Raw genomic sequence first — 14,721 nt, 5'->3', positions numbered from 1 at the left:
AGAGCCGCAACCTGAATATACCTATGAACCAGCCTGATAACGAACTCCCTGTTCACCAATATGAATCCATCATCGATGGCATACTGAACGAAGGATACGGTATTGTCGATGAGTTTCTCTCAGCCGGCGAAGTGGCCTCGCTGGCGCAGCAGCTGCATCACCGGCGGCAGGCTGGTCAGTTTCGGGTGGCGGGTATCGGCAATGAACAGGTCACCGTACAGACGGCCATCCGGGGCGACGAGATTCTGTGGATCGACGAGGCCACCGCAACGCCGGACGAAGCGGCTTTTCTGGGTCGGGTCAATACCTTTATGCACTACGTTAACCAGACCTGTTTTCTAGGCCTGCGCGACTACGAATTTCACTACGCCCTGTATCCGCCGGGTACGTTCTACAAACGCCACCTCGATCAGTTCCGGAGCGATTCGCGCCGGAAGCTGTCGGTCATCTGTTACCTCAACGCCGACTGGCAGGAGACCGATGGGGGCCAGCTGGCATTTTATTTGCCCCAGACCGACGGGAGCGAACAGCTGATCCGGGTCAACCCGACCGGCGGGCGGCTGGTTTGTTTCGAGAGCGCCCGGCTGGAACATGAGGTGCTGCCGGCCACCCGCGACCGCCTGAGCCTGACGGGATGGCTGAAAACGGCTGGGTGGTAGTTGGTTTCCCATCGATGAATCGGGATATTTGCGGCCTGAGACGCCAACCTTCTTCGGAATGCTCCAATCGTTACTAGCTGTTTGCCTGTTACTGCTGCCGTTTGCCGGATTCCTGACCGTATCGCTGGCCAACCGGCGCCTGGCGGGACCATTGGCTGTGGGGCTGACGGCGCTGGGACTGATCGGGTCGATCGGGCTGGCGGTGAACCTCCCGGAGCAGCCGCTTACCTTACAGGCCGACTGGGCAACGCTGTCGGGAATTTCATTCGATATTGGCTTCCGGGTCGATGGGCTGGCGGGGCTTATGCTGGTTATCGTACACGGGGTAGCCCTGCTTGTACAGATGTATTCGCTGTCTTACCTGCACGATGAGCCCCGGCTATCGCGCTATTTTGCCTATCTGCAACTGTTTATCGGCGCCATGCTGGGCATCGTTCTGGCTGGTAACCTGCTGGTGATGTACGCCTTCTGGGAGCTGGTTGGGCTGGCTTCGTACCTGCTTATTGGTTTCTACGCTGACCGGCCCGCTGCGAGTCAGGCCGCTAAAAAAGCGTTTCTGATGAACCGGGTTGGCGATATGGGCATGCTGATCGGTATTTTTCTGACCTATTACTACTACGATACGCTCGATCTGGCGCAGCTGACCCATACCGATCTTTACGCTGTAGCCCCCACGGCGGTAGGTTTGTGTCTGTTCATGGGCTGCGTGGGTAAGTCGGCTCAGTTTCCGCTGCTGACGTGGCTACCCGATGCGATGGAAGGGCCAACCCCGGTGTCGGCGCTGCTGCATGCGGCTACGATGGTGGCGGCTGGTGTATTTCTGCTGGCTCGTATTCAGCCGCTGCTATCGCCCGATGCGCGGGCTGTCATTGTGCTGATCGGCACGATCACTACCATCTGGGGTGGCTATTCGGCCCTCTTCCAGACTGATATCAAGAAAGTGCTGGCCTTCTCGACGGTTTCGCAACTGGGGCTGATGGTGGCCGCCATGGGAATGGGAAACGTGGGCGGGGCGCTGTTTCATTTGCTGACCCATGCGTTCTTCAAGGCTGGGCTGTTCCTGAGTGCCGGGTCGGTTATTCACGCCGTACATACGCAGGATATGCGGCAGATGGGTGGGTTGAGTCGGGCGTTGCCGGTTACGTTTGTGGCCTATACGGTCTGTGCCGCAGCGCTGGCGGGCGTACCGCTTTTCTCGGGCTTCCTATCGAAAGAAGCGATTCTGGGCGGAGCCTTCGCCTGGGCCGAAACCGCCGATATCTCCCTGGCTGCTGGTATTCCAGTACTGCTGTTGCTATCATCCGGACTGACGGCGCTGTATATGGCGCGGCAGTGGCGACTGATTTTCCTGGGTCAGTACCAGCCCGAAGCCGCACCGCTGTCGGGCGTACACGAAGCAGACGGACTGATGCGCGTACCGGTGGTCATACTGGCCGCGCTGTCCGTAGCTTTCTGGTTTTCGATCAATCCTTTTTCCGCGCATGGGAGCTGGGTTTTTGGCCTGCTGCCCCTGCCTGCCGAAGCTGAACTGCTCTGGTTACCCCCTGTTTCTGTGATGCTGGTGCTGCTGGGCGGCTGGTTCGGCGTTCGGATGCGGGAGCCTAATCCAGCCCGGCTGTATGTGCAGCTCTCGGTGCAGTACGGCTTTCTCGACCGGGCGTACCAGTGGTACATCATCACACCGGCCATCAAAGCCGCGACCTTGCTCAACCGGGCTGATCAGCGTCTGGTCGACGGAGCCGTAAACGGCGCGGGGATAGGGGGCGTTGTGCTGGCGCATCTGGTCCATGCCTTTGACCGGTTCGGGGTCGATGGGCTGGTCAACGGGGCGGCCTGGCTGGCGGGTCGGCTGGGTCGGTTGACGCGCTCGGTGCAGAACGGCCGGGTGCAGTCGTACATTACAGCGGCCGTTGTAGGGCTGCTGATCGTTCTTTGGTGGATACTATAACCGGACATAGCGTTCGGTCAACTAGATGATTACTGGCGGTTCAGGACCGCGCTAGACATGCTGCTTTCGTTACTCATATTTCTGCCGCTGCTGGGTTCGCTCGTGGTGGCCCTATTGCCCGAACGCCAGACGGCCGCCTTTCGATGGGTTGCGCTGGGCGTTACGATCCTCGAAGTAGGGCTGGCGGGGCTGGCCTATGCCGCCTTCGACCGGTCGGCAGGCGGTTATCAGTTGCTCGAACAGGCCGACTGGATTACGTTGCCACTGGGGCGGCTCGGTATCGCATCCATCGATTACCTGGTGGGGGTAGACGGCATCAGCCTGCCGCTGGTGGTGCTGTCGGCGGTGGTGATGCTGGCGGGGGTTGTCTCTTCCTGGACCATTACGCACCGGCAGAAAGCCTATTATGCCTTGTATCTGCTGCTGACGGGGACGGTGATGGGCTGCTTTGTAGCGCTCGACTTCTTTTTGTTCTTCCTGTTTTTCGAGTTCATGCTCCTGCCGATGTATTTCCTGATTGGCTTATGGGGCGGCCCCCGACGCGAATACGCGTCGATCAAGTTTTTTCTCTATACCCTGCTCGGTTCGCTGCTGATTCTGCTTGTCATGATCGGGCTGTATCTGTCGGTCATGGACCCGGTCAGTACGGCGCTGGCAGCTGGCTTCGTCACCGACCCCTCGGCCCTGACCGATGAGGTGATCCGGCTGCTGCAGGCGCACATACAGGCGGGGCAGCTCAACCCGGCCCAGATTGTACACACCTTCGATATGCGCTACCTGGCCGATGGCCGTAATTACCTGCCCGATGCGTTCCTGAACCCGGCGGCTGAGCCGATCGTGCTGGGTATGCCGGCCCGTATGCTGGCGTTCTGGGCCGTATTTCTCGGGTTTGCGGTCAAGCTGCCGATCGTACCGCTGCATACCTGGCTGCCCGACGCCCACGTTGAAGCCCCCACGCCTATTTCGGTGGTGCTGGCGGGGGTATTGCTCAAGATCGGTGGCTACGGCTTCCTGCGAATCGCCTGGAATTTCTTTCCCGACGGAGCTGCCGAATATGCCACCGGCCTGGCGGGGCTGGGGGTGCTGTCGATCGTGTATGGCGGGCTCAACGCGCTGGCGCAGACTGACCTGAAGAAAATGATTGCCTACTCGTCCGTATCGCACATGGGATTCGTGCTGCTGGGGGTGGCGTCGCTCACGGCCGAAGGTATCAACGGGGCGGTTTATCAGATGGTCAGCCACGGGGTGCTGTCGGCCATGCTGTTTCTGCTGACGGGGGTACTGTACGACCGGACCCACGACCGGCGAATCGACTCGTATCGGGGGCTGATGCAGCCGATGCCTCAGTTTGCGATCCTGACGGCGGTTGCCTTTTTCGGGTCGCTGGGGCTGCCCGGCTTTTCGGGCTTTGTGGGCGAGTTATTCACGCTCATGGGCAGTTTTCAGTCCGAATGGATACCGGGCTGGCTGACCGTATTGGGGACGTCGGGTATTCTGCTGGCCGCGGCCTATTTTCTCTGGACGTTACAGCGCATGTTCTTCGGAACGGCCTGGTCCCGCCATGATATGGCATCGGTCCTGACCGACCTGACGCTGCGCGAAAAGCTGCTGCTGGTGCCGCTGGGGGCGTTGGCGCTGGCGCTGGGGCTGTTTCCCAATTTGATCTTCGACCTGACCAGCCAGACCATAGGCCAGTGGCTGATTCGTTTTGCCGTTGAGTAAATCGTGTATACTTTTTCCAGTGACTAAATAGTGAATTGTGTTACTGCTAGGTTGTATGGACTTTGTTTAAGAAAATAATATAATATTTTGTGAAAAGTTAAATAGGCCGAATAATAATCACCTATAGTCGATAGTTTATTTTAGTTTATTGCCTAATATCGTGGCCTTTGGCAGTACTCCTGTCCGGTCTTTGAAGTCCTCGGGAGATTGTCTAATTTTATCTGAAAAAAATAAAACAGATATCATGTCGTCATCTCTAACTCGTCGTGACTGGCTGCGGGCCAGTGGGTTACTAACCGCCGGACTTACGGCTGGTTTACGCGTTGCTAAAGCCGATGTGCAGCGTATGCCCGGCCATTCGGTCTTCGTCAATGAGTTTGCTCCGTTGACGTCTCCTCCCGATACGATGCCCAAGCTGCGGGCCCGGCTGCTGGCCAACGAAAACCCGCTGGGTATTGCACCCAGTGCTAAAGAGGCTCTCATCAAAGCCAGCGAGATTGGTAATCGATACGCCTGGATGGAGTTCGCCCAGCTGAAGAACCTGATTGCGGCCGACGAGGGCGTAACGGCCAGGCATATCATGATGTCGCCGGGTTCGTCAGACATTCTGATGGCAGCCGCTTCGCACTTTGCCAAAGGGGGCGGTACCATCCTGACCAGTGCCATGACCTACGACGACCTGCTGGAGCGGGCGCAGCGCATGGGCGCCAAGATTGTGTCGATCCCGATGACCAAAGAATACCAGTATGACCTCAACGCCATCAAGTCGAAGCTGACGCCCGAGGTGAAAATGGTTTATCTGGTCAACCCCAATAACCCCACCGGCACCGTTGTGCCAACGGCCGATCTGGAAGCTTTTTGTAAAGAGGTATCCCCCAAAGTGCCGGTCTTCGTCGACGAAGCGTATATCGACTTTTACGAGCCGGCGGCCCGCCCCAAACTGGGTAAGCTGGTGGCCGAAGGGCAGAACCTTATTCTGGCCCGTACGTTCTCGAAAATCCACGGGTTTGCCGGTCTGCGGCTGGGCTATGCCATCGCACAGCCGCAGATGCTGAAGCTGCTGAAGCCGTACACCAACGGCGAGTTTGCGGTAAGCATCACCACCCTCATGGCCGGTATCGCCAGCTACCAGGACAAGGCATGGCAGGATCACTGCCGGGCCGAAAACGCCAAAGCCCGCGATTTTACCACCAAAGCCCTCACCGCCCTGGGCTACGAGGTGATTCCGTCAGCGGCCAACTTCATCCTGTTCCCCATCCGGATGAAGCCCAAAACGTTCGAGGGCCAGATGTTTGCCAATGGCATCGGTATCCAGACGCGTGATTTCAGTGGCCAGCCCTACTGCCGGGTCAGTGTGGGTACTATGGATGAAATGGCCATGTTCATGGACAGCTTCAAAAAAGTAGTAGGTTAATTACAGGAGTCAGGCAGGAAGGGGCAGGAGAGAGGCACCGGACATTGTTCAGCCGATTCGCTCCTCCTCGCTTCCTTCAGCACCCCCGGCTCCTCTCTTCCCCCGTTCTATGACTCGTCGTGACTTTATTAACCAAACATCTGCCAGTTACGCTAGCTTACTGGCATGGGGTCTGCTGCAGCCAGCCCCCGCTTCGGCATTGAGCCTGCCTGCTAACGGACGTACCAGCGATGGAAAAGGGCGTAAGGTTGTTGTTCTGGGAGCCGGGCTGGCCGGTATGGCCGCGGCCTACGAACTCGGGAAACTGGGGTATGAATGCACCGTGCTGGAGGCTCGGGGGCGTTCGGGTGGGCGCGTCTGGACGGTTCGGGGCGGTACTGCCGAGACGGAACTGGGTGGAGGTACGCCACAGAGCTGCCAGTTTGAAGAAGGACTTTACTTCAACGGCGGAGCGGCCCGTATTCCGCACCATCACCAGCTGACCCTGCAGTATTGCCGGGAGCTGGGGGTGCCGCTTCAGATCTTTAACGGGAATAACGAAGCCGCCTATCTCTATAACGACGGTGGCACGGGCCCACTGGCCAACCGGCGGCTGCGTATCAAAGAGTATCACAACGACATGCGCGGCTATACGGCCGAGCTGCTGGCCAAGTCGCTGGACCAGAGTGCTCTCGATCAGCAGCTGACCAAAGAAGACATCGAGAAACTGGTCGATTTTCTGAAAAACGAAGGCGACCTCAACACCGCCCACCTGTATAAAGGCACCAACCGGCGGGGCTATAAAAGCAGCCGCGAACCCGGTGCGGGCCAGTCGCCCGGCGAGATGACTGACCCGTTTGGTCTGACCGATCTGCTGCGCTCGGGCTTCAACCAGCCCGTATTCTACAACGTTGGCGATTACATCTACGAACAACAGACTACCTTGCTTCAGCCGGTAGGCGGCATGGATGCTATTCCGAAAGCACTGGAGAAGAAACTGGCCGGTAAAATCGTATTCAACGCACCCGTTACCGAGTTGCGCAAGACCGAATCGGGCGTGCGGGTCGTTTACCAGCGCAATGGAAAACCCGCTGAGCTGACCGCCGAATTCTGCGTCTGTACGCTCCCGCTGCCGATGCTGAAGAATCTGGAGTCCGATCTGTCCGGTACCGTCAAGCGCGCGGCCGATTTTGTCCCCTACATCAAAACCGGTAAGATCGGGCTGCAGTTCAAACGGCGTTTCTGGGAAGAAGACGACTGGATATACGGCGGTATTTCGCGTACCAACATGGACATCAACCAGATCTGGTATCCGTCGTTCGGGTTCCAGGGGCGCAAAGGGGTGCTGATTGGCTATTACAACTTTTACAGCCGGGCCGAAGCCGTTGGGGCTATGTCGGTTGCCGAGCGCGAGAAGCTGGCGCTGGCGCAGGGCGGTAAAATTCACCCCCAGTACCCCGCCGAATTTGAGAATTCGTTCTCGCTGGCCTGGCATCGGCTTCCCTACAGCGCCGGTGGCTGGGCTACCTACGACGACGCTACCCGCAGGAAATACTACCCCGCCCTGCTGGAGCCCGATGGAAACATCTATTTTGCCGGTGAACATACAACCTACCTGACCGCCTGGATGGCCGGTGCCTTTACGTCGGCTCGCCGGACGGTCGAAGCCATTGCGGCCCGGGTAGGCTAACCAACAACCAAGTCAACTATGAAAACTAACCTATTTGCCATTCTGCTCTTCGTTGTCTGCGCCGTTACGACGCAAACCTTAAGCCAGCGCGTCTGGGCGCAGTCGACTGCCACCAGCATGGGCATGACCGCCGACCAGGCTACGGCGGTCAAAGCCATCAAAATTGCGAACCTCGACAAAGACACCTATTTCAAATCGGGTGGGTTCATCCTGGACCGTTACGAGGAGCGTCCGGCCTATGTCTTCACCTACAGCGATGGAATTACCCGGAAAATCTACCTCTACAAGGTCTTTACCGCCCAGGATACCAAAGAGCTGGGACTGCTGGCGATCTACAAAAACGAGAAGTCAGGCGATGTTAAGTCGTTCGTCATTCCGGGCGCATCGGCCGATCGGAAAGCGTGGGACGCCTACATCGACGACCTGAAATACGTAGGGGAGAAAGAGCCCGGGCTGATGTCGACGCTGACGTTTGTGCTGTCGCGCGAGATGGCCGGACTGCTGGCCGGTGGCAGCGGCAAAAGTGAAGAGGGGGGCGACAAGAAAAAAGACGAGTATAACTTCTGCTTTGCCGCCGACGCACCCGTAACGCTGGCCAACGGCAGCTCGAAACCGATCAGCACCCTACAGGCCGGTGATGTGGTCCAGGGCTATGCAGCCGCTACCAAAACCGTTCTGCCAACCCGGGTTACGAAGCTCAACGTCCACGAAGCCGGTTCATTTACCATCGCTGGTGTATGGCTGAGCCCGGCGGCTGAACTGACGGCCGGTACGCAGGCTCAGCCCACCGCACCCGTACTGTTCGAAGCCACGGCGAACCACCCTGTTTTGACGGCTACCGGCCGCAAAGCCCTGGGTGAGGTAACTACCGGCGAGTTGCTGTACCGGACCGAAAACGGTCGGGCCGAAGCGTACCGGGTTGTCCGGACAGAAGCCGCCGTTCGTACCGTTGACCGCGTGTACTCGCTGGCTACCGAAGCCGGCGCCTATGTAGTTGGCGGAACCGTAGTACTCGATAAATAAAACGACTAACCTAACCTACCTGGCCGCTGCGCCCGTCCGTCCGGATGGGCGCAGCGGCTTTTTTTGCTCGGTCGGCCGATGGGTCTCTTTTTTTATCTCTGTCTTTTGCCTCCCCCGGTCCTTAGTCGGGATGACAAAAACGCGTGAAAACAGAGCGGATGACAGACAACGCGGGGGATGGGCGTTATTTCTTTGTCCGGTTCTCGAACAGGAACACGCCGTTTTTATTGGCGATCACGATGTCCGGCTTTTTGTCGCCAGTCATGTCCTGTACCACGATGTTGAGGCCCGCGCCGGAGTCGGTGTCGATGACGTGTTCTTTGTAATAGGGAGCCTGGCCGGGCGTAAACTCAAACCACAGCAGAATGGGTGAATCACCGTCGCCGGGGTCGCGGCCGTTATGGGCCAGAAAACGCTTGCCGGTGATATAATCGGCGCGACCGTCGCCGTTCAGATCAGCCATGATCGACGAGTGAGTCTGGGACGTGGTGTTGCTCATCAGGTGCGTTTTGAAGTTGATCTGGCCCTGCTCGTCGATTACCTGCTCATGCCACCAGATGCCCAGTGCATGGGCCGACGCACTGACCACATCGTTCCGGCCGTCGCCGTTGACGTCCAGTACCTGCATGTGCGAGCAGGGTTCGCCCAGATTAGCCGGGTGGAATACCCAGTTGCCTCCCTTGATATCGGTAGTGCCTTTGTACCAGCCCTCCCGCACCACAACGTCTTTCAGCCCATCTTTATCGACGTCGCCATAGCCGATCCCGTGCGAGAAAATCTCGGTGCCGGGCACGTTCTCCTGGCTCAGCGCAAACCGTTTCCACTCGGTTTCGCCGGGTTTGGCGGGTGCTTTCAGCCAGACAATCTGCTTTTTGGCCCGGTCGCCACACAGGATATCGAGACGGCCGTCGCCATCGATGTCGATAAAGCCCGGCGACTCGTTGGCGATACCCATCGAATCGGCGAGGATATGCCTGGGCCAGGCGCCGGTTTTTCCCTGCGGGTTCTCGAACCAGAAGCCGGGTTTGCCAGGAAAGTCGACAATGACCACGTCGTCCCAGCCATCCTGATTGACGTCCATGCCCAGGTTCAGGAATGACTCGCTATACTCTTTGCGCGGGTCGAAAACGCGGGATGGGGCCATTTCGTGCCGTGTCCAGTTGGGTGCTTCGAACCAGTAATAGCCCGCCACAATATCCATCCGGCCGTCTTTGTTCAGGTCGGCTACGGCTACGCCCTCCGACAGAAAATCGCGGGTAAGCGTCGTTTTCCGGAAGTCGCCCGATGGCACAACCGCCCTGGCCGGTGTGGGTGGGGTTGTTGCTGTGCTGGCGGCCTGCTGCCGGCGTACGTTGAACAGTGATTTCGACTGGCCCTGTGCGCCGGTAAGCCAGCCGAGCAGGAGTGTCGTGATGATCAAGGTCTTTTTCATAGTCGGCCCGGGCTGTTGATCGGGTTGTGTAAAGATAACACCGTAGGGAGTTGCGGGGTAATCGGTTCGAGTTTCCGGTTCGTGGGGACACGGACCGGGGTGGGGTGATTGTTTCGGGCTTCCGGTCCGTGGGGACACGGACCGGGGTAGCGGGCGAGTGTCTCTAGTCTTCCAGGGCTTTGGCGATCAGCGTCTGAAGTTCGTGGTTTTCGGGCGAGTGATCCCGTTTGCCCAGGCGGTCGTTCAGCTCTTTGAGTAGCTTCTTCGCATCGTCGGTACCGATGGCGGCTATACGCTGAACCGTATAGGTCAGTTGCTTGGGCATTTTAGACTTCTGGGCCATCTCGAGCGCGCGTTTCATGTCGAGCGCGGCCAGCGGTTCAGATGCGTACCAGACCATCAGCGGCAGGTTGTGGTCATCCTTATCCTCAACCCGCTGCACAAGGGCGTCCATCACCTCCCAGCGCTGCGCCGGTTCGAGCCGGAGCATGGCTGAGGTGAGATAGAGCCGTACCAGAGCTGAATTGTCCTGCCGGGCCATGGTCGCCAGCCGCTTCAGCCCCTCGGGCGAAACCGCTTTGTTCTCGGCCAGCAGCTGGATGGCCCAGCTTCGGATGTACTCGTTCTCGTGCGCCAGCAAGGCCGTCAGTTCCTTCTCACTCAGGCCTTTGGTGACGTGCAGGGCCCAGAGCGCGCGGAGCTTTCGGGTCGGGTCGGGGTTGCTGGTCAGGATTTCCTTCAGCGCTTTGTGGACTTTTTTGTCGGGGCCGCGCTCCTGCAGCAGGGTGCGGGCCTGCCGTACGTACCATTCGTTCGAATGCAGCTGGTAGTTGACGAGTTCGCGGCTGGAGGCACTGGCCAGGTCGACCTGTACCCATTTGTCGTTCTGGTGGGTGATCTTGAAGATCCGGCCCATCGTCTTATCGTGCACGTCGGGGTTGGGGCTGTGGCACTGGTTTTTGTCGTACCAGTCGATGGCCCATACCGAGCCGCTGGGGTCGTATTTCAGGTTCAGCCATTGCGACCAGGAGTCGTTCATGACCAGGAAATCGGGGCGGTGGTTTACTTCGTAGCCCGACCCGGCGCGGGCCGGATGATCGCGGTTGAGCCGGGCCCCGTTGATATTGTTCATGAAAATATCGTTGCGGTATTCGCGGGGCCAGCTCTCGCCACCCAGGTAGATCATGGCACCGGCATGCGCATGACCACCTCCGGCCGACGCTGACCGGAAGTTACCCGCATGGGGCCCCCGTTCGCCCACCCAGTGTACGTGGTCGGCGTGGGTTTTGATGTCGTCGTAGGTATAGGGGTTGAAGTGATTCCCGGCCTGGCGGAAATAACGCCCGCCCTGAATCATGTTGTACATATGTGGAATAACGCAGGCTGTAACGAAGGCGTGGCCGTAGTCGTTGAAGTCGAGCCCCCAGGGGTTGCTGGTGCCTTCCGAAAAGAGTTCGAACCGGTGGGTCGTGGGATGAAACCGCCATACGCCGGCGTTGAGTTTGGTTCGTTCGGCATCGGGCGCGCCGGGCTTGCCTACGTTCGAGTGCGTAAAGACACCGTGGGTGCCGTACAGCCAGCCATCCGGTCCCCACCGCAGGCTGTTCAGCACCTCGTGCGTATCGTCGGTGCCCCAGCCATCGAGCATCTTCTGGGGAGGGCCGGCGGGCTTATCGGTTTTGAAGTCGGCCGGGATGAACAACAGGTACGGAGCCGCGCCAAGCCATACGCCCCCCATCCCCACTTCGATACCACTGACCAGGTTCAGACCTTCGGCAAAGACCTTTTTCTTGTCGAGCGTGCCGTCGCCGTTGGTATCTTCAAAAATAAGGATGCGGTCGCGGCCCTGGCCTTCGGGAGCCGGAACGGGGTAGGTATGCGACTCAACTACCCACAGCCGGCCGCGCGGGTCGAACGTGAAGCAGATAGGTTTTACAATGTCCGGCTCCGCAGCGGCCAGGGTAATGCGAAAGCCCGTGGGCAGGGTCATGGCTTTGGCTGCCTCGATACCCGACAGCCCGGCGTTCAGCACCGGGTCGAGGGGCGGCAGAATAATGATGTCTTTCTGTTTCAGCTCGTTGGCGAATACCGGCCGGGTCGGGTAAAACAGAAACTCATCGAAGTTGATATGCGCCCACTTGTCGTGCGGGATATACGGAATCTGCGAAATACCGGTCTCGTTGTCGATAATCCGGATAAATATGTCCTGATCCTGATAGGCCTGCAGGTCGACCACAACCGGCTGAAGCGTGGCGCGTCCCTGGCCGGTGCTATGAAAAATGACCTTGTTCGTACCGGCCTGTACCAGCTCGACCCGCGTATCCAGCAACGCACCACCCGACACCCGGAAGGCGGCAAAGGGCTGCGTGACCCGAAACGGCGCCGAGGTCAGGGTGCCGGTCTGCTTCGCGTTTACCGTGCCGCCACTGCTCAGGAAGTACTTGCCGCCGAAGCCGATGGTCATGTCTTTCTCGTGTACCGGCGACGGGTCCTGATCGATTAGGGCGTTCGCAAAGGCATCGCCGGTGGCGGTCCAGTCGGTCAGGGTGCCGGTCTCGAAATTCAGGTTCATGGGTTTGCCGTTTCGCATCGGCAGCTGGCCGGCCACGGTTGCGGTAGCAATGGCGCCTTCAACCACCTCGAACGTGCCGACCATACCAGCCGTCCGGTGGCCCGGCACGGTGCAGAAGTACGTATCGCTTTTGTCGGCTTTGAAGGTGATGCTGGTGCTGGTGCCTTTTTCCTGCAGGGTTTTGCTTTTGATGCCGAGTTTTTCCAGCGCGATATCGTGCGTCATCAGCTCGCCGTTGGTAATCGTAATCCGGACCCGGTCGCCTTTGTTGGCACGCAAGGTCGGGTTGCGGGCGCCGTCTTTGGCAAAATAGCCGAGCATCGTGGCTTCGAGGGCATAGTCGCGGTCTACTTTTTCGGTGTCCTGGCCGGGCTTGCTGGCTGGGGTCTGGGCCGTGCTGTCTGGCCTGGTCAGAGACAGCGAACCGGTGAGGAGGAACAGGAAAGTGAGTTTGTTCATGGGGTATGTCGCGTCTAACAGATACGGAGCAGCACTACTACGGGCGGTCAGAGTTCGGTCAGGGTAAGGTCGCGAAATTCGACCTGGGCCGCTCCTCCGCTATGGATCTGAACAGCAATGACCCCGCGTTGCGGAATCCGGCTGTTGGTTTCGGTATAATCGGCGGTTTTGACGCCGTTGATGTACAGTTCGTGTCGGTTGCCCCGGCAGCGGATGATGTAGCTGTTCCAGCCGTCTTCCTTCAGGATACGTTTCAGCGTACTCAGATCGCCACCGACGAGTTTTCCCCGCCGATGTTCGTCGTAGATGTCGCCCCAGTAGCCGGTGCCTATGTCGGCCTGGTAGCCAACGATCGAGTCGCCCTGCAGCACCGACCGGTATTGGATACCGCTGTTGATCATGCCCGTTGCCGGATTGCCCGACAGCCGAAAGAGGCAGCGAAACTCAAAGTCGCCGTATTGGTTGATGGTATGCAGATACGTATTGGCGGGTATTTTCCTGACGCCATCCCCGCTCCGGATAGCGCTGTCGGCCACGTACCACAGGCGGGCATGGGTGGGGTCGACGGTTTTCCAGCCGTTGAGGGTCTTTCCATCGAACAGCGAAACGGCTTTTACCGTCGACTGGGCCGAAGCAGGGCCCAGGCTGCCCGCCTGCATCAGTATCGCGAGGCAGATGGCCAGCAGCCCGTTCGACAGAACGGGCCGGGAGGGATGAGGCTGTTGGTCTGGGTGCATCCTGTCGATAGCAAGCGGGTAACCCCTGAAACAGATAGTGTATAAAGGGCTAAACGTTATTTCTATTACTCATCCATGATTCGATTATACGTTTCGGGGTCAAACACATCGGTAGCCCTGAATCCGGATGTTGGCATAACTAACCGGCTGCAAACGGGTTGATAAACCGGGTGGTGCTTTTGTGGCATCGCCCGGCCCCGATGAAATACGTTTCCGAGATTTACACCCGCCCCGCGCTGGTAACCAGCGAAACGCTGGCCTGGCAGGGCGTACGGGTAGAGCGCTATCAGCTGGAAGCCATGGAGCTGCCCCCGCACTATCACGAGCAGCACCTGCTGATGCTGCACCAGATGGACGCTCCGGTACTGGCCCAGCGGCAAAAAGGAAGTCAGCTGCAGCAGGCCGTATTCCGCACGGGAGACTTAGGTCTCTATCCCGGCGGAGAGTACGGCCGGGTAGCCTGGACCGGCCCGGCCGATACCATTCATCTGTCTATCGATGGTCAGCATCTGGAACGGCTGGCCCGGCAGGGGATGGACATCGGTTTATTTAGCCTCCACGACCGGTTTCAGTTCGAAGATGCGCTGCTGAGTGAGCTGGGGCGGCAACTGCTGAACGCGGTTGGTACCCAGCACGCCCTGGGCCTGCTCTACGTCGAGTCGCTGACCAATGCGTTGTGTTATCACCTTATCGAACACCATGCTACCTGTCAGCCACGCACGGAACCGGGACGGCGGTTGCCGGAAGCGGTACTACATCGTATCGATGCCTATCTGGAAGCCCGTGCCGATCAGCCCGTAACGCTCGATGTACTGGCGGGGCTGGCTAACCTCAGCGTGTTCCATTTTGCCCGTCTTTTTAAGCGCACTACGGGTCAGTCGCCGTATCAGTACGTAATCGGCTGGAAAATCAGACAGGCCTGCCAACTGTTGCAAGCCGACATGGCCTCCATAACCGACATCAGCGATGCCCTGGGGTTCAACTCATCCACCCAGTTTTCGGTCGCGTTCAAACGCGCGATGGGGGTGAGTCCGCGCGCTTTCAGGCGGGGACAGGCTCGCTGAGGTCACGGTATCGACACGGGGC

At 58.8% G+C, this 14,721-nt stretch carries 10 protein-coding genes; 7 read left to right on the top strand and 3 right to left on the bottom strand.

What is annotated here, in order from left to right; all coding sequences use genetic code 11:
• Nucleotides 1-23 precede the first annotated feature (23 nt).
• From B1C80_RS02460 to B1C80_RS02435, 6 genes are all read left to right on the top strand, one after another.
• Nucleotides 24-659 carry a 2OG-Fe(II) oxygenase gene (locus B1C80_RS02460; protein ID WP_077919449.1) on the top strand — a complete coding sequence of 212 codons (636 nt, stop codon included), beginning with the start codon at nt 24-26 and terminating at the stop codon, nt 657-659.
• 58 nt (nt 660-717) lie between these two features.
• Entirely contained in the window at nt 718-2,607 is a 1,890-nt protein-coding gene (locus B1C80_RS02455) for an NADH-quinone oxidoreductase subunit L (RefSeq protein WP_077919448.1), read from the top strand.
• A gap of 57 nt (nt 2,608-2,664) precedes the next feature.
• Entirely contained in the window at nt 2,665-4,329 is a 1,665-nt protein-coding gene (locus B1C80_RS02450) for a NuoM family protein (RefSeq protein ID WP_077919447.1), read from the top strand.
• Nucleotides 4,330-4,573: 244 nt separating this feature from the next.
• Nucleotides 4,574-5,743 carry a histidinol-phosphate transaminase gene (locus B1C80_RS02445; RefSeq protein ID WP_077919446.1) on the top strand — a complete coding sequence of 390 codons (1,170 nt, stop codon included), beginning with the start codon at nt 4,574-4,576 and terminating at the stop codon, nt 5,741-5,743.
• A 109-nt stretch (nt 5,744-5,852) separates the two neighbouring features.
• Entirely contained in the window at nt 5,853-7,412 is a 1,560-nt protein-coding gene (locus B1C80_RS02440) for a flavin monoamine oxidase family protein (RefSeq protein ID WP_077919445.1), read from the top strand.
• 18 nt (nt 7,413-7,430) lie between these two features.
• Nucleotides 7,431-8,435, top strand: a complete 1,005-nt coding sequence (locus B1C80_RS02435) for a Hint domain-containing protein (protein WP_077919444.1) — start codon at nt 7,431-7,433, stop codon at nt 8,433-8,435.
• Nucleotides 8,436-8,619: 184 nt separating this feature from the next.
• On the opposite strand, the gene B1C80_RS02430 is transcribed toward B1C80_RS02435, so the two are convergent.
• The 3 genes from B1C80_RS02430 to B1C80_RS02420 form a co-directional block, all read right to left on the bottom strand.
• On the bottom strand, nt 8,620-9,867 hold the full coding sequence (locus B1C80_RS02430; RefSeq protein WP_077919443.1) for a VCBS repeat-containing protein: 1,248 nt from the start codon (nt 9,865-9,867) through the stop codon (nt 8,620-8,622).
• A 163-nt stretch (nt 9,868-10,030) separates the two neighbouring features.
• Nucleotides 10,031-12,898, bottom strand: coding sequence for a PVC-type heme-binding CxxCH protein (locus B1C80_RS02425; RefSeq protein ID WP_077919442.1), 2,868 nt, complete (start codon nt 12,896-12,898; stop codon nt 10,031-10,033).
• A gap of 47 nt (nt 12,899-12,945) precedes the next feature.
• The gene (locus B1C80_RS02420) at nt 12,946-13,635 is read right to left on the bottom strand and encodes a DUF1080 domain-containing protein (protein WP_077919441.1); all 690 of its coding nucleotides are present in this window, start codon (nt 13,633-13,635) and stop codon (nt 12,946-12,948) included.
• Nucleotides 13,636-13,835: 200 nt separating this feature from the next.
• On the opposite strand from B1C80_RS02420, the gene B1C80_RS02415 reads away from it, so the two are divergent.
• Complete coding sequence (locus tag B1C80_RS02415; RefSeq protein ID WP_077919440.1) at nt 13,836-14,699, top strand: AraC family transcriptional regulator; 864 nt, start codon at nt 13,836-13,838, stop codon at nt 14,697-14,699.
• The last annotated feature ends 22 nt before the right edge of the window (nt 14,700-14,721 follow it).

The organism is Spirosoma sp. 209, from assembly GCF_002006735.1.
Lineage (GTDB): Bacteria > Bacteroidota > Bacteroidia > Cytophagales > Spirosomataceae > Spirosoma > Spirosoma sordidisoli.
The sequence above is the reverse complement of the archived record's forward strand: the minus strand, read 5'-3'. Positions and strand labels throughout refer to the sequence as shown.

Coding starts and splice junctions, on each gene's coding strand:
- B1C80_RS02460 (WP_077919449.1), top strand. CDS start 24: ATGAACCAGCCTGATAACGAACTCCCTGTTCACCAATATGAATCCATC.
- B1C80_RS02455 (WP_077919448.1), top strand. CDS start 718: ATGCTCCAATCGTTACTAGCTGTTTGCCTGTTACTGCTGCCGTTTGCC.
- B1C80_RS02450 (WP_077919447.1), top strand. CDS start 2,665: ATGCTGCTTTCGTTACTCATATTTCTGCCGCTGCTGGGTTCGCTCGTG.
- B1C80_RS02445 (WP_077919446.1), top strand. CDS start 4,574: ATGTCGTCATCTCTAACTCGTCGTGACTGGCTGCGGGCCAGTGGGTTA.
- B1C80_RS02440 (WP_077919445.1), top strand. CDS start 5,853: ATGACTCGTCGTGACTTTATTAACCAAACATCTGCCAGTTACGCTAGC.
- B1C80_RS02435 (WP_077919444.1), top strand. CDS start 7,431: ATGAAAACTAACCTATTTGCCATTCTGCTCTTCGTTGTCTGCGCCGTT.
- B1C80_RS02430 (WP_077919443.1), bottom strand. CDS start 9,867: ATGAAAAAGACCTTGATCATCACGACACTCCTGCTCGGCTGGCTTACC.
- B1C80_RS02425 (WP_077919442.1), bottom strand. CDS start 12,898: ATGAACAAACTCACTTTCCTGTTCCTCCTCACCGGTTCGCTGTCTCTG.
- B1C80_RS02420 (WP_077919441.1), bottom strand. CDS start 13,635: ATGCACCCAGACCAACAGCCTCATCCCTCCCGGCCCGTTCTGTCGAAC.
- B1C80_RS02415 (WP_077919440.1), top strand. CDS start 13,836: ATGAAATACGTTTCCGAGATTTACACCCGCCCCGCGCTGGTAACCAGC.